We start from the raw sequence: 19,614 nt of genomic DNA, 5'->3' as shown, positions 1-19,614 counted from the left end.
TGCGCGCGGCCGCCCGGGCGAAGGCCGAGCAGCGCGAGGCGTCGAAGGCGGCGCACCACGCGGAGCGGGTCGAGCACGGGCGCGAGAAGCGCTCGCTCGACGAGCTGCGCGAGATCGCGCGGCGCGGCGCGGCCGAGCTCGCGGGCTCGGGCATCGGCGCCGACGACGAGGCGACGGCCGAGCAGGTCATCGCCTGGGCCGCGCGCGAGTTCGGCACGTCGGTCGCCGTCGCGTGCTCGATGGCCGACGCCGTGCTGCCGCACGTCGTGGCGCAGCAGGTCCCGTGGGTCGACGTGCTGTTCCTCGACACGGGCTACCACTTCGCCGAGACGGTGGGCACGCGCGACGCCGTCGAGCAGCAGATGGACGTGACGATCGTCGACGTGAAGCCCGAGCTCACGGTGGCCGAGCAGGACGCCGCGCACGGCAAGGACCTGTTCGGGCGCGACCCGGCCCTGTGCTGCCAGATGCGCAAGGTCGAGCCGCTGCACCGCACGCTCGCGGGGTACGAGGTCTGGGTGACCGGGGTCCGCCGCGACGAGGCGCCGACCCGGACGAGCACACCCCTCGTCACGTTCGACGAGAAGAACGGGCTCGTGAAGATCAACCCGCTCGCGGCATGGTCGTTCGACGACCTGCTCGCCTACGCCGCGAAGCACCAGGTGATCCTCAACCCCCTGCTGAACGACGGATACCCCTCGATCGGCTGCCTGCCGTGCACCCGGCGCGTCGCGCCGGGCGAGGACCCGAGGGCCGGCCGCTGGGCGGGGCTCGACAAGACAGAGTGCGGACTCCACGTATGAGGACGGGCATGACGACCATCGACCTGACGACCGGCCCGACGACAGACGCTGCGCACACGGAGGTCGCGCCCGACGCCGCGCTCCCCGTGGGTCGGCGGCTCACCCAGCTCGACGCGCTGGAGAGCGAGGGCATCCACATCATCCGCGAGGTGGTGGCCGAGTTCGAGCGCCCCGTGCTGCTGTTCAGCGGCGGCAAGGACTCCGTGGTGATGCTGCACCTCGCGGTCAAGGCGTTCGCGCCCGGCCCGGTGCCGTTCCCCGTGCTGCACGTCGACACGGGCCACAACTTCCCCGAGGTCCTCGAGTACCGCGACGCGACGGCCGAGCGCCTGCGCCTGCGGCTGGAGGTCGCGAGCGTGCAGGACTACCTCGACGACGGCCGCCTGCGCGAGCGCGCCGACGGCACGCGCAACCCGCTGCAGACGCAGCCGCTGCTCGACGCGATCACGGGCCACAAGTTCGACGCCGTGTTCGGGGGCGGGCGGCGCGACGAGGAGAAGGCGCGCGCGAAGGAGCGTGTCTTCTCGCTGCGCGACGAGTTCGGCCAGTGGGACCCGCGCAACCAGCGTCCCGAGCTGTGGAACCTCTACAACGGCCGCCACCGGCCGGGCGAGCACGTGCGCGTGTTCCCCCTGTCGAACTGGACCGAGCTCGACGTGTGGCGCTACATCGCGCGCGAGAACATCCAGCTGCCGGAGCTCTACTACGCGCACGAGCGCGAGGTGTTCGACCGCGACGGCATGCTGCTCGCCGTCGGGCCGTACTCGCTCCCCCGGACGGACGCCGAGACCGCGTCGCTCCGCACCGAGACCGTGCGGTACCGGACCGTCGGCGACATGTCGTGCACCGGGGCCGTGCGCTCGGACGCGACGGGCGTCGAGGACGTCATCGCCGAGGTGGCGGCCACGCGCATCACCGAGCGTGGCGCGACCCGCGCCGACGACCGCCTCTCCGAGGCCGCCATGGAAGACCGCAAGAAGGAGGGGTACTTCTGATGGGCGCCCACACCACATGGACAGACGACGCCGCGGCGGCCACATCGGCTGACCGTGCGCTCGACGACGACCGGCGCGGGACGCTGCTGCGCCTCGCGACCGCGGGCTCGGTCGACGACGGCAAGTCGACGCTCGTCGGCCGCCTGCTCTACGACTCCAAGTCCGTCCTCGCGGACCAGCTCGACGCCGTCGAGCGCGTGTCGCGCGACCGCGGCCTCGAGACGGCCGACCTCGCGCTGCTCACCGACGGCCTGCGTGCCGAGCGCGAGCAGGGCATCACGATCGACGTCGCGTACCGGTACTTCGCCACGGCCCGGCGCTCGTTCATCCTCGCGGACTGCCCCGGGCACGTGCAGTACACGCGCAACACGGTCACGGGCGCGTCGACGGCCGACGTGGTCGTGCTGCTCATCGACGCGCGCAAGGGCCTGCTCGAGCAGACGCGCCGCCACCTCGCGGTGACGAGCCTGCTGCGCGTGCCGCACGTCGTGGTCGCGGTGAACAAGATCGACCTCGTCGACTACTCGCGCGAGCGCTACGACGAGCTCGCCGCCGACATCCGCGCGGCGGCGGCTGCGCTCGGCGTCGCCGACGTGCACACCCTGCCGGTGTCCGCGCTCGTCGGCGACAACGTCGTGGACCACGGCAGCCCGAACACCCCCTGGTACGACGGCCCGAGCCTGCTCGAGCTGCTCGAGTCCCTCCCCACGGGCGACGACCCGGACACGGAGTCCTTCCGGTTCCCCGTGCAGGTGGTCATCCGCCCGCAGACAGGGCTGGCCGCAGCCGAGGACGCCGACCGGTACCGCGACTACCGCGGGTACGCGGGCCAGGTCGCGTCCGGCGTCGTGCGGGTGGGCGACGAGGTCGTGGTGCTGCCCTCGGGCCGCCGCACGACGGTCGCGGGGATCGACACGGCCGACTCGCTCGCGAGCGGCGAGGAGCTGACGGAGGCGTTCGCACCGCAGTCCGTGACGATCCGCCTGACCGACGACGTCGACGTCGCCCGCGGCGACCTGATCGCCGCCGCGGACGAGGCGCCCGAGGTCAGCCAGGACGTCGAGGGCACGGTCGCGTGGCTCGCCGACCGCCCGCTCCTCCCCGGGTCGCGCGTGCTCCTCAAGCACACGACCCGCACGGTGCAGGCCGTGGTGCGCGACGTCGTCGGGCGCCTCGACCTCGACTCCGCCGAGCTGGAGCCCGCCGAGCGGCTCGAGCTCAACGACATCGGCCGCGTGACGCTGCGCCTCGCGTCCCCGATCGCCGCCGAGGAGTACGTCGTCGCGCGCCGCACGGGCGCGTTCCTCCTGGTCGACGCCCAGGACGGCGGCACCCTCGCCGCCGGCATGGTCGGCGACGCGCTCGCGGCGGCCCGCCGGCCGGCCGAGCGCCCCGGCGCGTACACGATCTGAGGGCACGATGACCAGGACCCGCGCCACCGGCGCCGACGACCGTGACGACGCTGCTGCGTCGCACCACGAGACGTACCCGCTCGGCCTGCGCGTCGCGGGTCGGCTGACCGTGGTGGTCGGGGGCGGTCCGGTCGCCGCGCGCCGGGCGCGGGGTCTGGTGGCGGCCGGTGCGAGCGTCCAGGTCGTGGCGCCGTTCGTGTGCGAGGACCTGGGCGCCCTCGTCGAGGAGCAGCACGTGCGGTGGGTGCGCCGCGACTACCTCACCGGCGACCTCGACGGCGCGTGGCTCGTCCACACCGCGACGGGCGACCGCGAGGTCGACGCGCTCGTCGCCGCCGACGCCGAGGCCGACCGGGTCTTCTGCGTCACCGCGGGCGACGCCGAGGCAGGGACGGCGTGGGTCCCGGCCGTCGCGCGCACGCGCGTCCCCGGCCCGCTCGGTCCCGAGGGCTCGGACGCCGAGGTGAGCGTCGCGGTGAACGCCGGGCGCGACCCGCGTCGGGCGCAGCGCGTCCGAGACGCCGTCGCGGCGCTCCTCGACACCGGCGAGCTGCCGCTGCGGGGCGTGCGCGGGAGCGTCCCTGCACCGGTCGGTGCTGCGAGCGCCGACACGGCCGACGCGCTCCTCGCGAACGCGGGCCCGGTCACGACGCCGCTCGTGCGCCCGGTCGGCTCCGTCGCGCTCGTCGGGGGCGGTCCGGGCGACCTCGGGCTCATCTCGGTGCGCGGCCGGCGTCTGCTCGCGGAGGCGGACGTCGTCGTCGCGGACCGGCTCGGTCCGCGCGGCCTGCTCGACGAGCTGGCCGACGACGTGGTCGTGGTCGACGTCGGCAAGACCCCGGGCCACCACCCGGTGCCGCAGTCGGAGATCAACGCGATCCTCGTGCACCACGCACTCGTCGGGCGTCGCGTCGTGCGGCTCAAGGGCGGCGACCCCTACGTGTTCGGCCGTGGCGGCGAGGAGCTCGACGCGTGCCGCGAACACGGCATCCCCGTCGAGGTCGTGCCGGGCGTGACGAGCGCGGTGTCCGTCCCCGCCGCTGCAGGGATCCCGGTGACGCACCGCGGCGTGTCGCGCGGGTTCACCGTGCTCACGGGCCACGAGGACGTGGGCAAGGTCCCGGCCGCGACCGACCACACGGTCGTGCTGCTCATGGGCGTGTCCCGTCTCGCGGAGACCGCGGACGCGCTCGTCGCGCAGGGCCACTCGCCCGAGACCCCTGTGGCCGTCGTCGAGGACGGCTACGGCCCGCGCCAGCGCACCACCGTCGGCACGCTCGCGACGATCGCCGACCGCGCGCGCGAGGCCGGCGTCCGCCCGCCCGCCGTCACGGTCGTGGGCGACGTCGTGCGCCTCTCCCCCGCCTGGACGGGCGTCTCGGTCCAGTCTCCTCGCCGACCCGCTCCAGGTGACCGGCAGCGCGCGCTCGGTTCAGCGCCGTGACCCGGCGGTCGTCGGCCCTGAGCGCTCGGTACAGCGCCCATCGTTGCCCGATGGCGAGGAGCATGAGCCATCCGACGACGACGACCACGACCACGAACCACCAGGGGAACGGGTCTCCGTACTCGAAGCCCCCGCGCGAACGCGTCGCTCGCGTCGCCTGAGCGAGTGCCCACTCTCCGGGGATGAGTGCCGGCATGGCCGTCACCACCAGTCCCACCAAGGTGGTCTTCCACGCCGCTCGCCAGGCGGCCTCCGTGTCCCCCACGACGCGCCGGCCGGTGCGCGTCGTCCCGGGCCTCGACGTCACGGCCGGAAGACTACGCCGCGACCGCCCGCCCCCGAGCCGGCGACCATTCCGGGCCGAGGGCCGCGGGGTCCGGTCCCGAGCCGCGCCGACCGCGCTCGGTCCACAGCTCGCCTAGGGCGCATCTCCCAACTCTTAGGTCAGGCGGGCGGCAGACTCGCGGCCGTGAGTCGGTTCCAGGTCTTGTCGGACGAGCAGTGGGAGCGGATCGAGCCGTAGCTGCCGTCGAACGCGGGTAAACCGCGGCGCCGTCCTCGCTCATCCTTGTCGCGTTCGCGTATCACGTGGCACGGATCGGTCGCAGACCAGTTGGCAAGGACAAGTAGTCGGGACTGTGTCCGGTCTCAAGACTTGTTCGACGGTCGCCCGAGAGGCCGCGCGGCGAACTGGCACACTGCTCCGCATGTACTTGCTTCAGTCGGATGGCCGCACCGCCGAGGGCTTCGCCGCCTACGACCGATACGTCGCTGACAACGAAGGTCGGTTCCCAGGCGGCGCGCTTCGCCTCATCCTGTCGGACTGGTACTACGCCTCTTACGATCACCGCGGTCCGCACGACAGCCGTCTGGAGACCATGTCGATCATCGAACGGCCTGGGCCTGGTGAGCAGCACTGGCACAACCGTCAGGTGTCCCTGGATCTCACGCTTCGCGGCGCCTACGACGACGGATACATCGTGCTGCGATACCCGACCGTGCACTCGTACACGCTCGACGGGTTCGCTGTGGAGAGCGGGCACGCGGACTGGCGATACGACGAGCTGCGTCTCGACGAGGCTGGGCACCTCGTCCACGAGGTCGAGTGGTGCCGGGAGCAAGACACAGGCCGCTGGCTGATAGTTGCCGACGACATCGAGATGGTGTGGCAGCCAGACGACGGGGAGCCCGAGATCATCACCAACGCCATAGTTTCCAGCTGACACGCTCACCCCTCGCCAGCGCGTCGGCCACAGTCCTCTAGAGGAGGCGGCGCTGCGCGGCCCAGCGCGTCAGCTCGTGGCGCGACGAGAGCTGGAGCTTGCGGAGCACCGCCGAGACGTGGGTCTCGACGGTCTTGATGGAGATGAACAGCTCCGACGCGACCTCCCGGTACGTGTAGCCACGCGCGATGAGCCGCATGACCTCCTGCTCGCGCGCCGAGAGCCGGTCGAGCTCGTCGTCGCGCACGGCGACGTCGCCCGCCCCCGTGCCGAACGCGTCGAGCACGAACCCGGCGAGGCGCGGCGAGAACACCGCGTCGCCGCCCGCGACCTGGGCGACGGCCGCCGAGAGGTCCGGGCCGGAGATCGCCTTCGTCACGTAGCCCCGCGCGCCGGCGCGGATCACCGCGACGACGTCCTCCGCGGCGTCGGACACCGACAGCGCGAGGAAGCGCACGTCGGCCAGCACGTCGGCGCACCGCTGGATCACCTCGGCACCACCGCCACCGTTCCCGCCGGGCAGGTGCACGTCGAGCAGCACGACGGGCGGTCGCAGCGCGTGCACGCGCTCGACGGCCGAGTCCACGGAGTCCGCCTCGCCGACGACCTCGACGAGCGCGGGGTCGAGGCTCGCGCGGACGCCGGCGCGGAACATGTGGTGGTCGTCGACCAGGACGACGGGCACCGGGCGGGTCCCGTCGCCCGAGGCGGCCGGGCTGGGGATCGTCGTCACGTCGTCTCCTCGAGGCTCTCCTGCGCAGGTGCGCCGGCGGGCTCCGGGGCAGCCCCGCGCGGCACCCGCAACCGTACTTCCGTCCCCCAGTCGGGACGACTGATGATCTCCGCCGTGCCGCCGCGCCGCTGGACCCGGCCGAGGATCGACTCGCGCACCCCGAACCGGTCGGGCGCGACGTCGGCCATGCGGAACCCGTTGCCACGGTCGCGCACGAACACCTCGGCGGCCGACGCGCTCACCTCGAGGTACACGGAGTAGGGCGGTGCCCCGTGCGCGACGGCGTTGACGAGCGCCTCTCGCGTCGCCTGGAGCAGCGCGGCGGTCTCCTGCGTGGGGACGCAGTCGCCGACGACGACGAGGTCCACCACGACCGGTCCGGCGTCGGTCCCCTCGGCGGAGCCGCCGAGCGCCTCGGCGCGGCGCCCCACGCGCTCGTCCTCGACCTCGGCGACGAGCCCGCGCAGCTCGGCCGCGAGGGACGTCCCCGGCGACGGCCGGTCGTCGTAGAGCCACTCGCGCAGCTCACGCTCCTGGGCGCGCGCGAGGCGGGCGACGGTGTCGGCGTCGGACGCCCGGGCACGGATCAGCGCGAGCGTCTGGAGCACGGAGTCGTGCAGGTGTGCCGCGATGTCGGCGCGCTCGGCCTCGCGGGCACGGGCGGCACGCTCGTCGCCGAGCTCGCGCACGAGCCGCAACCACCACGGGGCGAGCACGATCGCCACGCCGCCGAGCACCGCGACGGACGCGACCGCGGCCCGCACGATCGACGACGGCCGGGCGTCCTGCCCGACGAGCAGCACGATGCCCACCAGCACGAGGACCACCCCGCCCGCGATGCGCACGACACCGGCCGGCGTGCGCCCGCCCGCACGGCTCACGAGCCGTCCGCGCTCCGCGGCGTCGAGCTGGCTCCACGCGAGCGCCGCGCCCGCGAGCGCGATGAGCACCGGGATGACCCACGACACCTCGATGTCGATGCCCGCGCGCAGCGCGACGAGGAGCGCCGCGCCGCCGAGCAGCACGACGCCGATCGCGACGTCCCGGACCGGCAACCGCGAGACCCGGCCTTGCAGGCGCGGCGCGAGGCGCGAGAGCGACGCCGGTCGCTGCTCGTCGCGCGCCGTGCGGGGGTCGCCGGCAGGGATGGTGAGCCACCAGAAGACGTACAGCGCGAGGCCGGCGCCTCCCGCGAGCCCGAGCAGGCCCATCACGAGCCGCACCGGCCCGACGGGGACGCCGAGGTGCGCGGCGATCCCGGCGCACACGCCACCTACCCAGCGACCGCGCTCGGGGCGGCGCAGGGGCAGCACCGCGTACCCGGTGCGGGCGGCGGCGGGAGCGCCGGTTCGAGGTGTCACCCCCCGATCGTCACACGTCGCGGACCCCCTGGGCGTCGTCCGGGGGCCGAACCAGGGTGCGGACGGGCGCTGTTTCAGGGTCGGCTCAGGGTGCCTCCCGATACCCCGGTACGCCCCGGGCGGCCAGCATGGAGGCATGAGCACAACGCCCCTCCCTCCTGAGCCGCCCGGCGGCAGCTCCCGCCCGTCGGCCGGGCCCGGTCCCGACGGCGGCCCGGCGACGACCGGTGGACCGGCACCGACGGCCGGACCCGGCACCGAGGTGCCGCCGACAGCGCCCCCTGCGCCGAGCAGAGCGCCCGGCACGGGCGCCGACGGGTTCTTCGACGGCGTGCGCCGCATCGGCATCGCCCGGTCGGACGACCGCTGGGTCGGCGGCGTGGCGGCAGGCGTCGCGGAGCGCTTCGGCATCGACCCGCTGCTGGTGCGCGGCATCCTCTTCGTCACGTTCTTCCTCTCCGGCGCCGGCCTCGTCCTGTACGGCGCGGCGTGGGCGCTCCTGCCCGAGCGACGGGACGGGCGGATCCACCTGCAGGAGGCCGTCCGCGGGAACTTCGACGTCGCGATGCTCGGTGCGATCGCGTCGGTCGTCGTCGGCCTCTCGTGGGGCGGCGGCTGGTGGTCCTGGTGGGACTACCTGCACCTCGGCTGGCTCACGGGCCTGTTCTGGGTCGCGGCGATCGTCGTGGTGGCGGTGGTGGCGGTCTCCGTCCTGCGGCGTGACGGCACGCGAGGCGGCAACGGCTGGTCCGGACCGCAGGGCGGTCCCGGCTGGTCCGGCGGGAACGGCCCCGAGGGTCCGACGACGCCGGGACCCGTCCCCGGTGCCGCCGCTCCCGGGCGCGGCCCGGCCGACGCCCCCTGGGGCTCCCCGGCCCCGGTGCCTCCCCACCTGGCGACCTCCGGTGGGGACGTACGGACGGCGGACGCGGCCTCCGACGCCACCTGGACGGCGCACGCGAGCCCGTACGCCGCTGCCCCCGCAGCGAGCACCTCGGCGGCGCCGGCCTGGGCCGCGGGCACGTCCGCCCGCCCCCTGTCCCGCCCGTGCCGCCGACGCCCCGCCCTCCGAAGCCGCGCCGACCGCGAGGTCCCGGCTCCGCGGCGGTGGGGATCGTCGTCGGCCTGAGCCTCCTGCTCGGCGCGCTCCTGCTCGTGGTCGAGCGCCAGGGTGACCTGGCGTGGCCCGTGTTCCTCACGTGGATCGGCGGATCGGTCGTGCTCGCAGGTCTCGCGATCGTCGTGAGCGGTCTGCGGGGTCGCACCAGCGGCGCACTCGGTTGGCTGGCCGTGCTCGGTCTCGTCGTCGGCGTGCCGACGGCGGTCTGGCAGGACGACTCGACCCGGCTGGTCCTCGGCGACGGCGACGCGCGGACCGTGTCCGACGGGACCTACACCGTGACGCAGCAGGACGTCGCCGAGGCGGGCTTCGCCGTGCGGTGGGGCGACCCGACGATCGACCTGTCCCAGCTCGACCTGTCCGACGCGTCGGGCACGTCACCGGTCGAGGTGCCGGTCGAGCTGGGCGCCGGCGACGTGACGGTGATCGTGCCGGACGACGTCCCCGTCCGCGCGGACGTCCAGGTCCTCGCGGGCAGCGCGCGGTGGCGTGTCGACGGCGAGGACCGCGAGATCGGCGGCGTGAGCACACGACCGGTCACGTTCGAGAACGCCGAGGTCGAGGCAGGCGAGGACCCGCTGCTGGTCCTCGACGTCGTCGTCGGCGCCGGCCAGGTCACGATCGAGGAGAACTGATGAGCGACGAGAAGGACGTATCGGGCGGGACGCGCCCGCTCCACGACGAGCTGTTCGACGGCGACGCGACGGCGCCGCTCCCCACGTCGACGGACGACACGCAGGTGCTGCCCCCCGCGCTCGCGGACGACACCCTGGCGCTGCCGCCCACGGCGGCGACGTCCACGGAGGCGACGTCCACGGCGGCGACGTCCACGGCGGCGACGTCCACGGCGGCGACCTCAGCGGTAGGTGCGGGAGCGGCGGCCGGGACATCGCCCGCCGACGAGCCGTGGACGACCACGGCGCGGGCCGGGAACGAGACGCCCGTGCCCGGGAGCACTGCCCCGCCGGCCGTGGAACCGGGCACGGCCGCAGGCCGCGAGCCCTCGCGTGGCCCACGTGTCGCGACGATCGTCTGGGGCTTCGTGCTCTTCGCCCTCGGCGCAGCGGTCCTCGCCGCCGCGCTGGGCGCCGACGTCGACCTGGGCCTCGCGGCGATCGTGGTGCTCGTGGTCGCGGGCGTGACCCTCGTGGTCGGGTCCGTCGTGACGAGCGTCCGGCGGCGCGGGCAGAGCTGACACCCGGGTGCTCGAAGGCCGAGGGGTCGTGACGACCATCGTCACGACCCCTCGGCTCGTCCGAGCGACGACCGGTCCGCATGCTCCCCCCGGCGCGACTCAGCGGGAGCGGGTCTCCGGCGTCCGGACGGACGTCTCGACCGGGCGCGCGGCGGGTCCGCGCGCACCCGGCGCGCCGGGTCAGCTCGTGGGCGTCCCCGGGCGCTCGTCCGGCGGGGTCTGGGACCGGGGCCGGGGCTGCGCCGGGTCCGTGGTCGTCGGGTGCGTGGCCGACGGCGGTGTGGGGTCCTGGGGCGCCGCCTTCGGGCTCGCCCCCGGGGCCGACGGCGTGCCTGTCCCGGGTGCGCCGGTCGGCTCGGCGGTGCTCGCCGCTGCCGCCCGTGCCTCGGCGGCGGGTGTCGAGAGGGCCGAGGTGCGGCCAGGAGCCACGGGCGTCGTCGGCGTGACCGGCGGTGCGGTCGGCGCGACGGGAGCCGCAGGGGTGGACGCCGGGTCGACGTGCCGCCCGACGCCGGACAGGTCGCCTCCCGAGGTGTACGCCGCCGGGGTCTCGACGGCGACGCTCGGGCCGCCGGCGAGCTTGCGCAGGGCGAGGCCCAGCAGCAGGAACAGGATGCCGAGGCCGACGACGAGAGCGGCGACGCCGAACGCGACGACGGACGTGAAGAGCGAGGCCCTGAGGAACGACGCCGTCATGACCGTCTGGCGCGTCGGGTCGTCCTGGTCGAGCTCGGCGTACGTCTGCCCGCCGCTCGCCTCCAGGGCGTGCTTGTTGATGACCTCGGCCTGCGCGTACGCGGTGAGCGGTCCGTTCACGTGCCGCCCCGCCATGAACGACGCGTCGTCGGAGACGGTGATCTCCTCGGCCGACAGCTGGTTCGACACGACGATCCAGGTGCCGATACCCGCAAGGATGAGGACGATGCCGGCGATGATCGAGACGAGCCCGATGCCCCGGACCCCTCGTGCCGGTGTGACGGTGACCGTGCTGGACATGTGGCGCTTCTCCTTCGTCAGGACCCACCTGGCCCGTCCGGCGCGCCCCCGCCCGCGAGGCGTGGCCGCCGCGGGACGGTCGAACCACCCATTCGAGACCACCGTAGCGACCGGAAGGGCGTGGCGCTCGCGCAGGCGGCGTGTGTCGCCGCAGGTCGGTCCGCGTGTCGTGGGCGCGGCGCGCCGGGTGGGAGGATTCCCGGGTGCGCATCACCCACGTCACCGACTGCTACCTGCCGCTCCTCGGCGGCATCGAGACCCAGGTGGCGCGGCTCGCGCAGCAGCAGGCCGCGGCGGGGCACGACGTCGCGGTGGTCTGCACGACGCCCGAGCGGCCGGGCTCGCACGGGATCACCACCGAGGTCGACGAGGGCGTCACGGTGCACCGACTCGCGGCGCGGGTCCCGGGTGGCTACCCGGTCCATCCCCGGGCCCCCCACCACGTGGCGCGCCTGCTGCGCGAGGCCCGACCCGACGTCGTGCATCTCCACATGGGCGTGCTGACCCCATCCACCCAGGCGTCGCTGCGCGCGGTCGTCCGGGCGGGGCTGCCCGCCGTGCTGACCGTCCACTCGGTCTGGGGCGGCGCCGAGCGAGCGTTCGCCGCGCTCGACCGCGTCGTGCGGTGGTCGCGCTGGCCCGTCCTGTGGTCCGCCGTGAGCGAGCTGACGGCGGCGCCGCTGCGCCGCATCGTCGGCGACCACGGCGAGGTCGCCGTCCTGCACAACGGTCTCGACCTCGACGCGTGGCGCGTCCCCCGCACCGAGCGGGGCGAGCGCATGGAAGGGGCCGCCGTCCACGTCGTCGCGGCGACACGCTTCGCGCCGCGCAAGCGCGTCCTCCCGCTGCTCCAGGTCGTGCGCGACGCCGCGTCCCGGGTTCCCGACGGCGCACTCCACGCCACGGTCGCGGGCGACGGCCCGGAGCTGGACGCCGCCCGGCGGTTCGTCGCGCAGCACGACCTGCACGACATCGTCTCGCTCCCGGGCCGGCTCACCGCGACCGAGCTCAAGCGGCTCTACGCGCGCGCCGACGTGTTCGCCGCCCCCGCGGTCGAGGAGGCGTTCGGCATCGCGGCCCTCGAGGGTCAGGCGGCGGGGCTCGTCGTCGTGACGCGCTCGCAGTCGGGCGTGGCCGAGCGTCTCACCGACGGCGTGGACGCCCTCCTCGCCCGCGACGACGCGGGCCTCGCCGACGCGCTCGTCCGCCTCGTCACCGAGGACGGCCTGCTCGACCGGGTCGTCGCCCACAACCGCGACGTGCCGTCGTCAGCGGGCTGGCCTCGCGTCCTCGCCGACGTGGAGAACGCCTACGCCCGCGCCGCGAGGATCGCGGCACGGGCGTAGGCCGAACGGCTGGACGCCGCCGGGATCACTCCCACTCGATGGTGCCCGGCGGCTTGCTCGTGACGTCGAGCACGACCCGGTTGACCTCGTTCACCTCGTTCGTGATGCGCGTGGAGATCACCGACAGCACGTCGTAGGGCAGGCGCGTCCAGTCCGCCGTCATGGCGTCCTCCGACGACACGGGGCGCAGGACGATCGGGTGGCCGTAGGTGCGGCCGTCGCCCTGGACGCCGACCGACCGCACGTCCGCGAGCAGCACGACGGGGCACTGCCAGATCTCGCGGTCGAGGCCGGCCCTCGTGAGCTCCTCGCGCGCGATCTTGTCGGCGGCGCGCAGGGTCTCGAGACGCTCGGCCGTGACCTCGCCGACGATGCGGATGCCGAGCCCGGGACCGGGGAACGGCTGGCGCCAGACGATCTCCTCGGGCACGCCGAGCTCGAGCCCCACGGCGCGGACCTCGTCCTTGAACAGCGTGCGCAGCGGCTCGACGAGCGAGAACTGCAGGTCGTCGGGCAGGCCGCCGACGTTGTGGTGGCTCTTGATGTTCGCCGCGCCCTCGCCGCCGCCGGACTCGACGACGTCGGGGTAGAGCGTGCCCTGGACGAGGAACTTGACCTCTTCGCCGTGCGCGCCGGCGTCGGCGACGATGTCGCGCGCGGCGTCCTCGAACACCCGGATGAACTCGCGGCCGATGATCTTGCGCTTGGTCTCGGGGTCGCTGTGGCCCGCGAGCGCGGTGAGGAAGCGCTGCTTCGCGTCGACGACGACGAGGTTGACGCCCGTCGACGCGACGAAGTCGCGCTCGACCTGCTCGGCCTCGCCCGCCCGGAGCAGGCCGTGGTCGACGAACACGCACGTGAGCTGGTCGCCGACGGCCCTCTGCACGAGCGCCGCCGCGACGGACGAGTCGACGCCGCCGGACAGGCCGCAGATCACGCGCGCGTCGCCGACCTGCGCGCGGATCGCCGCCACCTGGTCCGCGATGACGTTGCCGGGCGTCCAGTCGGGGGCGAGGCCCGCGCCGTCGTACAGGAAGTGCTCGAGCACGGTCTGGCCGTGCGCGGAGTGCTTGACCTCGGGGTGCCACTGGACGCCGAACAGGCGCCGCTCGCGGTCCTCGAACGCGGCGACGGGCGAGCCCGACGACGTCGCGAGGACCTCGAAGCCCTCGGGCGCGCGGTGCACGGCGTCACCGTGGCTCATCCACGTGGTCTGGTTCTCGGGCGTCTCGGCGAGCAGCACACCGGCCGAGCAGACCTCGACCTCGGTGCCGCCGTACTCGCGCTGCCCGGTCTGCGCGACGTCGCCGCCGAGCGCCGCGGCCATCGCCTGGAAGCCGTAGCAGATGCCCATGACCGGGACGCCGGCCTCGAACAGCGCCGGGTCGACGAACGGCGCGCCTGCCGCGTAGACCGACGACGGCCCCCCGGACAGGATGATCGCGGCCGGGTCCTTCGCGAGCATCTGCTCGACCGTGAAGGTGTGCGGCACGATCTCGGAGTACACCTTGGCCTCGCGCACGCGGCGCGCGATGAGCTGCGCGTACTGGGCGCCGAAGTCGACGACGAGCACGGGGCGCGGGGTCGAGGCGACCTGCGCCGTGGTGGGGGTGTCAGGGGTGGTGGCGGGAGACGTCACCGGTCCAGGATAGTCGCCGCGCGGCGCCCGTCCGGCACCGCGTCAGACGCCCGCGCGCTCCTCGAGACGATCGCGCAGCGCCCGCGCCGCGGTCTCGGGGTCCGCGGCCTCCGTGATCGCCCGGACGACCACGATCCGCGTCGCACCGGCGTCGAGCACCGCGTCGAGACGCCCGGCGTCGATCCCGCCGATCGCGAACCACGGCGTCGTCGGTGCGGACGCGGCGACGTCGCGCAGCAGGTCCAGCCCGACGGCGGCCCGCCCGGGCTTCGTCGGCGTCGCCCACAGCGGGCCGACGCAGAAGTAGTCGACGTCGGGGTCGGCCTCCGCGGCGGCGGCCTGCTCGGTCGAGTGGGTCGAGCGGCCGATCACCGGGGCGGGGCCGAGCAGGGAACGGACCGCCCCGACCGGCAGGTCGCGCTGGCCCATGTGCACGACGGGCGCGCCCGTCAGCCCGGCGACGTCGGCCCGGTCGTTGACCGCCCACAGCGCGCCGTGCTCCCCCGCCACCCGCGCCACGAGCTCCTGGAGCTCGAGCTCGCGCGCGACGTCGAGCGTCTTGTCGCGGAGCTGGACGACGTCGACCCCGCCCGCGAGCGCCGCGTGCAGGAGGTCCTCGAGGTCGCCGCGCTCCTCGCGGGCGTCGGTGCACAGGTACAGCCGGGCGGCGGCGAGGCGGTCGCGCGCCGCGGTGCCCCACGTGACGGAGGTCTCGGTGCTCATCCGTCGGAGTGTAGGGGCGGGTGCGTCGCCGCGGCCGGTACTGTGGCCGAGAGCACGGGAGCCCCGCACGGGGCTGAGAGGGCGTAGGAGCCGACCGTCGAACCTGATCTGGGTCATGCCAGCGAAGGGAGCGCACATGCACCCCCCTGCCGTCCCGAACGCGGTCCAGTCCACCGGCCTGTCAGCGGTCCTGCCCGCGGACGCCGACGTGCCCGACGGCGCGCGCGACGTCGTCGTGGTGGGCGGCGGGATCGTGGGGCTCGCCGTGGCGTGGCGCGCGGCGCGCGCCGGTCTGACCGTCACGGTGCTCGACCCCTCGCCCGGCGACGGCGCGACGCACGCCGCGGCGGGGATGCTCGCGCCCGTCACGGAGGCCGACTTCGGCGAGGACGAGGCCCTCGCGCTCCACCTGGCGGCAGCGCGCGCCTGGCCCGGGTTCGCCGCCGACCTCGAGCACGCGACCGGCGCGGACGTCGGGCTGCGCACGGCCGGGACGCTCACCGTCGCGTACGACTCCGACGACCTCGCCCTCGTTCGCCGCGTGCTCGCCCTGCACGCCGCGCACGGCCTCGACTCGCACGCGCTCACGCTCGCCGACGCGCGACGTCGCGAGCCGCACCTCGGGCCGCGCGTGGCTGGCGCCGCGTGGGCACCGCACGACAACGCCGTCGACCCGCGCGCGACGCACGCGGCGCTCCTGACGGCGTCGCGGACCGGGGCGGGCGCCGTCGTCGTGCCGCGGTCCGCGACGAGAGTCGCGCGGGACGCGTCCGGTCGCGCGGTCGGCGTGCACGACGACGCGGGGCACCTCCACCGCGCCGGTGCCGTGGTGCTCGCGGCGGGCTGGCAGACCGGCGCGCTGCTCGCCGACGTCCCCGAGGTCCGCGTGCCGACACGCCCCGTGAAGGGCCAGACGCTGCGGCTCGACGCAGGGCCGGAGCTCGCGCTCGAGCACGTCGTGCGCGGCGTCGTGCAGGGACGCCCGGTGTACGTCGTCCCGCGGGACCCGGTCCGCGACGGCCCGTGCGCCGGGCACCGCGAGGTCGTGGTCGGAGCGACGACCGAGGAGAACCCGGACGACCGTCGCGCGACCGCGGGCGGTGTCTTCGCCCTGCTGCGGGACGCCCGCGCGCTGCTGCCGGGGATCGACGAGGCGGCGCTCGTCGACGTCACGCCCCGCGCACGACCCGCCACGCCGGACAACCTGCCGCTCGTCGGCGCCACGCACGTCCCGGGGCTGCACGTCGCCGCGGGCCACGGCCGCAACGGCGTCCTGCTCGCGCCGCTCACGGCGGAGGCCGTCGTCGCGGGCCTCACGGGTGAGCCGCTCGCCGCCGACGACGCCACGGCCCTCGCCGCGGCCCGTCCCGACCGCTTCACCGACCACCCGGTCGGTGGCGCCGGCGGCACCACCGACTGCCGCGACCCGCAGATGACCGTCCCTTCGACCCGGAGATGACCCCGTGCCCCAGACCACCGCACCGACCGCGCTCGTCAACGGCGAGCAGTACGCGCTCGACGCGACCACAGGCGTCGAGGACCTCGTCGCCGCACTCGTCCCGGCGTACGTGACCGACGGGTCGCCGCAGGGCGTCGCCGTCGCGATCAACGACGCCGTCGTGCCGCGCGGCGCGTGGTCCAGCACCGTGGTCGCGCCTGGCGACCGCGTCGAGATCGTCACCGCCGTCCAGGGCGGCTGAAGGAGCTGAGCATGCCTGCCACCGAGACCACGCGCACGGCCGCCCCGACCCGATCGACGGACGCCCCGCCGTCGGACCGCACGCCACCGCTCCGCACGCCGGACGACGACCCCCTGGTCGTCGCCGGCGAGGCGATCGGCTCGCGCCTCGTCATGGGCACCGGCGGCGCGGCGAACCTGCTCACGCTGGAGGACGCGCTCGTCGCGTCGGGCACGGCGCTGACGACCGTCGCGATGCGGCGCGTCGCGGTCCGCGCGGGCGGCGAGGGGTCGACCGACGCCGGGATCTGGGGCCTGCTCGACCGCCTCGGCATCAGGGCCCTGCCCAACACGGCGGGCTGCTTCTCGGTCCGCGAGGCCGTGCTCACGGCGCACCTCGCGCGCGAGGCGTGCGGGACCGAGTGGGTCAAGCTCGAGGTGATCGCCGACGACGTGACGCTCCTGCCCGACCCGATCGGCCTCGTCGAGGCGGCGGAGCAGCTCGTGCGCGACGGGTTCGTCGTGCTGCCGTACACGAACGACGACCCGATCCTCGCGCGGCGGCTCGAGGACGTCGGCTGCGCGGCGGTCATGCCGCTCGGCGCGCCCATCGGCACCGGGCTGGGCGTCCTCAACCCGCGCAACATCGAGGCGATCGCGACGTCCGCGCGCGTGCCGGTGATCCTCGACGCAGGGATCGGGACGGCGTCGGACGCCGCGCTCGCGATGGAGCTCGGGTGCGACGGCGTGCTGCTCGCGACCGCGGTCACACGCGCGGCCGACCCCGTGCGCATGGCGCACGCGATGCGGCTCGCGGTCGAGTCGGGGCGCTTGGCCGCCGGTGCCGGGCGCATCCCGCGCCGCGAGGGCGCGCTCGCGAGCTCGTCCCCGCAGGGCCGGCTCGACCTCGCCCTGTGACGCCTGCGCCCGCGAGATAGAACGGGCGGTCGCGAGATAGAGCACGCGGAGCTCTATCTCGCGACGGCGGCTTCTACCTCGCGGGGGGCGGTGTCGTCGCGGAGGGCGGTGTCGTCGCGGAGGGCGGTGTCGTCGCGAGCTCGGGGAGCAGTGCCGGGACGCCGCCGACGACGGAGCACGCGTCGACGCCCACGGCGCACGCGACGTCGGCGACGCGAGCAGACCGCGCACCCATCGCGCACACGACGACGACGGGCCGGTCCGTCGGGAGTTCCGCGAGAGCGGCGCGCGCGGCGTCGTCCGGTGCCCCCGGCAGACCGCCGAGGAAGGTGCCGCTGGGGACGAGCCGCGCGCCCGGGACCGGGCGCACCTGCGCCTCCCAGTCCTCGCGCACGTCGAGCAGGTACGCCGGCCGTCGCCCCTCCGCGGGCGCCAGGAGGGTCGCCGCCTCGTGCGCGCTCACCTCGACCGGCACGTCCGCCGGGTCCGGCGCCGCGTGCTCCCCCGACCCCCCGGCTCGCACGGCAGGGGCGAGGCCGCAGAACGCGGCGTAGGCGTCGTCGCCGGCGAGCAGCGCGGTGACCGGCGCGCGCGTCGGGTCCGGCCGCACCGTGAGCTGGCGCCACGTGAGGTCGAGCGCGTCGTACACCGCGAGCCGGCCGAGCAGCGTCGTGCCCGCGCCGGTGACGAGCTTGATCGCCTCCGTCGCCATGACCGAGCCGACCGTGCCGCACATCGCGCCGAGCACCCCGCCCGTCGCGCAGTCGGGTGCCGCGCCGGGCGGCGGTGGCACGGGGAAGACGTCGCGGTACGTCGCGCCGCGGGCATCGGCGTCGCCCGGTCCGGTCGCCCCGGCCGGGCCGGCGCCCACGGGGAGGCGACCCCCCGTGGGGGCGCCGTCGTCGGGCACGGGCGAGACGTACCGAGGGCGACCCCAGAACACGCTGACCTGGCCCTGGAAGCGGTAGATCGAGCCCCACACGACGGGCAGGCCGAGCACCTCGGCGGCGTCCGAGACGAGGTAGCGCGTCGGGAAGTTGTCGGCGCCGTCGAGGACGACGTCGTAGCCGCGCAGCACGTCGAGCGCGTTGCCGGCGTCGAGTCGCACCGTGTGCTCGACCACGCGCACGTGCGGGTTGACGTCAGCGATCGTCTCGCGCGCGGAGTCGACCTTGCGGCGTCCCACGTCCGGGCCGCCGTGGATCACCTGACGCTGGAGGTTGGACGTGTCGACGACGTCGTCGTCGACGATCCCGATCGTGCCGACGCCCGCGGCGGCCAGGTAGAGCAGGGCCGGGCTCCCGAGGCCGCCGGCCCCGACGACGAGGACCCGGGCCGCGGCGAGCCGCCGCTGTCCCTCGGGACCGACGCCCGGCAGCGACAGGTGGCGCGCGTAGCGCTCGAGCTCGGCGGTCGTCAGCTCACGACCGGGCTCGACGAGCGGGGCCGGCCGGGCCGCGTGCGGTGCCGACGTGCTCACGCGGCGTACCGCTCCTCCAGGCCGGCGAGCTTCGCCTCGGCCTCCGCGTGCACCTTCTTCTCGAGGATGAACGACATGACCGGGACGACGCCCGCGAAGACCATCGTCGCGAGGCGGCCCCAGCCCCACCGCATCTTGGTCCACAGGTCGAGGACCGTCACGAGGTAGACGACGTAGATCCAGCCGTGCGCGAAGGGGATCCACAGGAGGTACCGCATGATGTCGTCGCTCACGCCGAAGACGTACTTCATGAGCATCTCGACGCTCAGGACCAGCAGCATCACACCGGTGACGATCGCGAGGACCCGGTACCGCGCGAGGGCGCCGCGCGCCTTCCTGATGGCCGTCCGCGCGGCCTCGCTGCTCGGCGCGGCGGTGCTGGTGGCGGGGTCCTGGGTGGTCATGCCGGGAGTGTCCTCACGTCGTGCTCCGCGCCGCGTGGTGGCGCGACGGCTTATTCCGTGGCTCCGTGTCGGACGCCGAACCTAGGGTAGAACACCGTGCGACCCCTCCCCCTCCCCGACCCCGGGACCCTCCGCTCACCACGC

Annotated in this window: 19 protein-coding genes and 1 riboswitch; of the genes, 12 read left to right on the top strand and 7 right to left on the bottom strand. The window is 75.1% G+C overall.

Annotated elements, in window-relative coordinates:
* Window positions 1-104 precede the first annotated feature (104 nt).
* From NFS20_RS17490 to NFS20_RS17470, 5 genes are all read left to right on the top strand, one after another.
* A complete protein-coding gene (locus NFS20_RS17490) occupies window positions 105-803 on the top strand; it encodes a phosphoadenylyl-sulfate reductase (protein ID WP_502800838.1) in 699 nt (232 codons plus the stop codon).
* A gap of 8 nt (window positions 804-811) precedes the next feature.
* A complete protein-coding gene (gene cysD / locus NFS20_RS17485) occupies window positions 812-1,798 on the top strand; it encodes a sulfate adenylyltransferase subunit CysD (protein WP_251153088.1) in 987 nt (328 codons plus the stop codon).
* Window positions 1,798-3,210, top strand: coding sequence for a sulfate adenylyltransferase subunit 1 (locus NFS20_RS17480; protein ID WP_251153087.1), 1,413 nt, complete (start codon window positions 1,798-1,800; stop codon window positions 3,208-3,210). Before cysD ends, NFS20_RS17480 begins: the two co-directional genes overlap by 1 nt.
* A gap of 7 nt (window positions 3,211-3,217) precedes the next feature.
* Complete coding sequence (gene cobA / locus NFS20_RS17475) at window positions 3,218-4,654, top strand: uroporphyrinogen-III C-methyltransferase (protein WP_251153086.1); 1,437 nt, start codon at window positions 3,218-3,220, stop codon at window positions 4,652-4,654.
* Window positions 4,655-5,361: 707 nt separating this feature from the next.
* The gene (locus NFS20_RS17470) at window positions 5,362-5,877 is read left to right on the top strand and encodes a hypothetical protein (RefSeq protein WP_251153085.1); all 516 of its coding nucleotides are present in this window, start codon (window positions 5,362-5,364) and stop codon (window positions 5,875-5,877) included.
* A 37-nt stretch (window positions 5,878-5,914) separates the two neighbouring features.
* Here NFS20_RS17470 and NFS20_RS17465 read toward each other — a convergent pair whose 3' ends face one another.
* Together NFS20_RS17465 and NFS20_RS17460 are read right to left on the bottom strand one after the other, a co-directional pair.
* Complete coding sequence (locus tag NFS20_RS17465) at window positions 5,915-6,532, bottom strand: LuxR C-terminal-related transcriptional regulator (protein WP_251153346.1); 618 nt, start codon at window positions 6,530-6,532, stop codon at window positions 5,915-5,917.
* A gap of 74 nt (window positions 6,533-6,606) precedes the next feature.
* Window positions 6,607-7,971, bottom strand: coding sequence for an ATP-binding protein (locus tag NFS20_RS17460; RefSeq protein WP_251153084.1), 1,365 nt, complete (start codon window positions 7,969-7,971; stop codon window positions 6,607-6,609).
* 136 nt (window positions 7,972-8,107) lie between these two features.
* Between NFS20_RS17460 and NFS20_RS17455 the strand changes: the two genes are divergently transcribed.
* Genes NFS20_RS17455 through NFS20_RS17445 form a run of 3 tightly spaced genes read left to right on the top strand, consistent with a single transcriptional unit; the run spans window position 8,108 to window position 10,286 of the window.
* Window positions 8,108-9,100 (top strand): PspC domain-containing protein, encoded by a 993-nt coding sequence (locus NFS20_RS17455; RefSeq protein WP_251153083.1) that lies wholly within the window; start codon window positions 8,108-8,110, stop codon window positions 9,098-9,100.
* Window positions 9,079-9,726: a LiaF domain-containing protein gene (locus NFS20_RS17450; RefSeq protein WP_251153082.1), complete on the top strand. Its 648-nt coding sequence runs from the start codon at window positions 9,079-9,081 to the stop codon at window positions 9,724-9,726. The genes NFS20_RS17455 and NFS20_RS17450 overlap by 22 nt, the downstream gene beginning before the upstream one ends.
* Window positions 9,726-10,286, top strand: a complete 561-nt coding sequence (locus NFS20_RS17445; RefSeq protein WP_251153081.1) for a hypothetical protein — start codon at window positions 9,726-9,728, stop codon at window positions 10,284-10,286. The genes NFS20_RS17450 and NFS20_RS17445 overlap by 1 nt, the downstream gene beginning before the upstream one ends.
* A gap of 180 nt (window positions 10,287-10,466) precedes the next feature.
* On the opposite strand, the gene NFS20_RS22315 is transcribed toward NFS20_RS17445, so the two are convergent.
* A complete protein-coding gene (locus NFS20_RS22315; RefSeq protein ID WP_353050481.1) occupies window positions 10,467-11,282 on the bottom strand; it encodes a superantigen-like protein SSL4 in 816 nt (271 codons plus the stop codon).
* A gap of 203 nt (window positions 11,283-11,485) precedes the next feature.
* On the opposite strand from NFS20_RS22315, the gene NFS20_RS17435 reads away from it, so the two are divergent.
* Complete coding sequence (locus tag NFS20_RS17435) at window positions 11,486-12,628, top strand: glycosyltransferase family 4 protein (protein WP_251153080.1); 1,143 nt, start codon at window positions 11,486-11,488, stop codon at window positions 12,626-12,628.
* Window positions 12,629-12,653: 25 nt separating this feature from the next.
* On the opposite strand, the gene guaA is transcribed toward NFS20_RS17435, so the two are convergent.
* Together guaA and thiE are read right to left on the bottom strand one after the other, a co-directional pair.
* On the bottom strand, window positions 12,654-14,267 hold the full coding sequence (gene guaA, locus NFS20_RS17430) for a glutamine-hydrolyzing GMP synthase (RefSeq protein ID WP_502800831.1): 1,614 nt from the start codon (window positions 14,265-14,267) through the stop codon (window positions 12,654-12,656).
* A 42-nt stretch (window positions 14,268-14,309) separates the two neighbouring features.
* Complete coding sequence (thiE, locus tag NFS20_RS17425; protein ID WP_251153079.1) at window positions 14,310-14,990, bottom strand: thiamine phosphate synthase; 681 nt, start codon at window positions 14,988-14,990, stop codon at window positions 14,310-14,312.
* A gap of 44 nt (window positions 14,991-15,034) precedes the next feature.
* A riboswitch (TPP riboswitch) is annotated at window positions 15,035-15,137 on the top strand.
* On the opposite strand from thiE, the gene thiO reads away from it, so the two are divergent.
* The 3 genes from thiO (at window position 15,127) to NFS20_RS17410 (ending at window position 17,586) form a co-directional block, all read left to right on the top strand.
* On the top strand, window positions 15,127-16,449 hold the full coding sequence (thiO, locus tag NFS20_RS17420) for a glycine oxidase ThiO (protein ID WP_251153078.1): 1,323 nt from the start codon (window positions 15,127-15,129) through the stop codon (window positions 16,447-16,449). It overlaps the preceding riboswitch by 11 nt.
* Window positions 16,450-16,453: 4 nt before the next feature.
* The gene (gene thiS, locus NFS20_RS17415) at window positions 16,454-16,690 is read left to right on the top strand and encodes a sulfur carrier protein ThiS (protein WP_251153077.1); all 237 of its coding nucleotides are present in this window, start codon (window positions 16,454-16,456) and stop codon (window positions 16,688-16,690) included.
* 11 nt (window positions 16,691-16,701) lie between these two features.
* Window positions 16,702-17,586 carry a thiazole synthase gene (locus tag NFS20_RS17410; protein WP_285821148.1) on the top strand — a complete coding sequence of 295 codons (885 nt, stop codon included), beginning with the start codon at window positions 16,702-16,704 and terminating at the stop codon, window positions 17,584-17,586.
* Between the two features lie 73 nt (window positions 17,587-17,659).
* Here the strand turns inward: NFS20_RS17410 and NFS20_RS17405 are convergent, their stop codons facing one another.
* Together NFS20_RS17405 and NFS20_RS17400 are read right to left on the bottom strand one after the other, a co-directional pair.
* A complete protein-coding gene (locus NFS20_RS17405) occupies window positions 17,660-19,066 on the bottom strand; it encodes a ThiF family adenylyltransferase (protein WP_251153076.1) in 1,407 nt (468 codons plus the stop codon).
* Complete coding sequence (locus NFS20_RS17400) at window positions 19,063-19,470, bottom strand: DUF3817 domain-containing protein (protein WP_251153075.1); 408 nt, start codon at window positions 19,468-19,470, stop codon at window positions 19,063-19,065. Before NFS20_RS17400 ends, NFS20_RS17405 begins: the two co-directional genes overlap by 4 nt.
* Between the last annotated feature and the right edge of the window lie 144 nt (window positions 19,471-19,614).

Source organism: Cellulosimicrobium sp. Marseille-Q4280, from assembly GCF_943181405.1.
Lineage (GTDB): Bacteria > Actinomycetota > Actinomycetes > Actinomycetales > Cellulomonadaceae > Cellulosimicrobium.
This window is presented reverse-complemented; position numbering and strand designations above follow the sequence as displayed.

Excerpts from the sequence above, each read along its gene's own strand:
- NFS20_RS17445 (WP_251153081.1), top strand. The coding sequence starts at position 9,726 with ATGAGCGACGAGAAGGACGTATCGGGCGGGACGCGCCCGCTCCACGAC.
- NFS20_RS17400 (WP_251153075.1), bottom strand. The coding sequence starts at position 19,470 with ATGACCACCCAGGACCCCGCCACCAGCACCGCCGCGCCGAGCAGCGAG.
- cobA (WP_251153086.1), top strand. The coding sequence starts at position 3,218 with ATGACCAGGACCCGCGCCACCGGCGCCGACGACCGTGACGACGCTGCT.
- thiE (WP_251153079.1), bottom strand. The coding sequence starts at position 14,990 with ATGAGCACCGAGACCTCCGTCACGTGGGGCACCGCGGCGCGCGACCGC.
- NFS20_RS17410 (WP_285821148.1), top strand. The coding sequence starts at position 16,702 with ATGCCTGCCACCGAGACCACGCGCACGGCCGCCCCGACCCGATCGACG.
- cysD (WP_251153088.1), top strand. The coding sequence starts at position 812 with ATGACGACCATCGACCTGACGACCGGCCCGACGACAGACGCTGCGCAC.
- NFS20_RS17480 (WP_251153087.1), top strand. The coding sequence starts at position 1,798 with ATGGGCGCCCACACCACATGGACAGACGACGCCGCGGCGGCCACATCG.
- NFS20_RS22315 (WP_353050481.1), bottom strand. The coding sequence starts at position 11,282 with ATGTCCAGCACGGTCACCGTCACACCGGCACGAGGGGTCCGGGGCATC.
- NFS20_RS17455 (WP_251153083.1), top strand. The coding sequence starts at position 8,108 with ATGAGCACAACGCCCCTCCCTCCTGAGCCGCCCGGCGGCAGCTCCCGC.
- thiO (WP_251153078.1), top strand. The coding sequence starts at position 15,127 with ATGCACCCCCCTGCCGTCCCGAACGCGGTCCAGTCCACCGGCCTGTCA.
- NFS20_RS17470 (WP_251153085.1), top strand. The coding sequence starts at position 5,362 with ATGTACTTGCTTCAGTCGGATGGCCGCACCGCCGAGGGCTTCGCCGCC.
- NFS20_RS17465 (WP_251153346.1), bottom strand. The coding sequence starts at position 6,532 with ATGTTCCGCGCCGGCGTCCGCGCGAGCCTCGACCCCGCGCTCGTCGAG.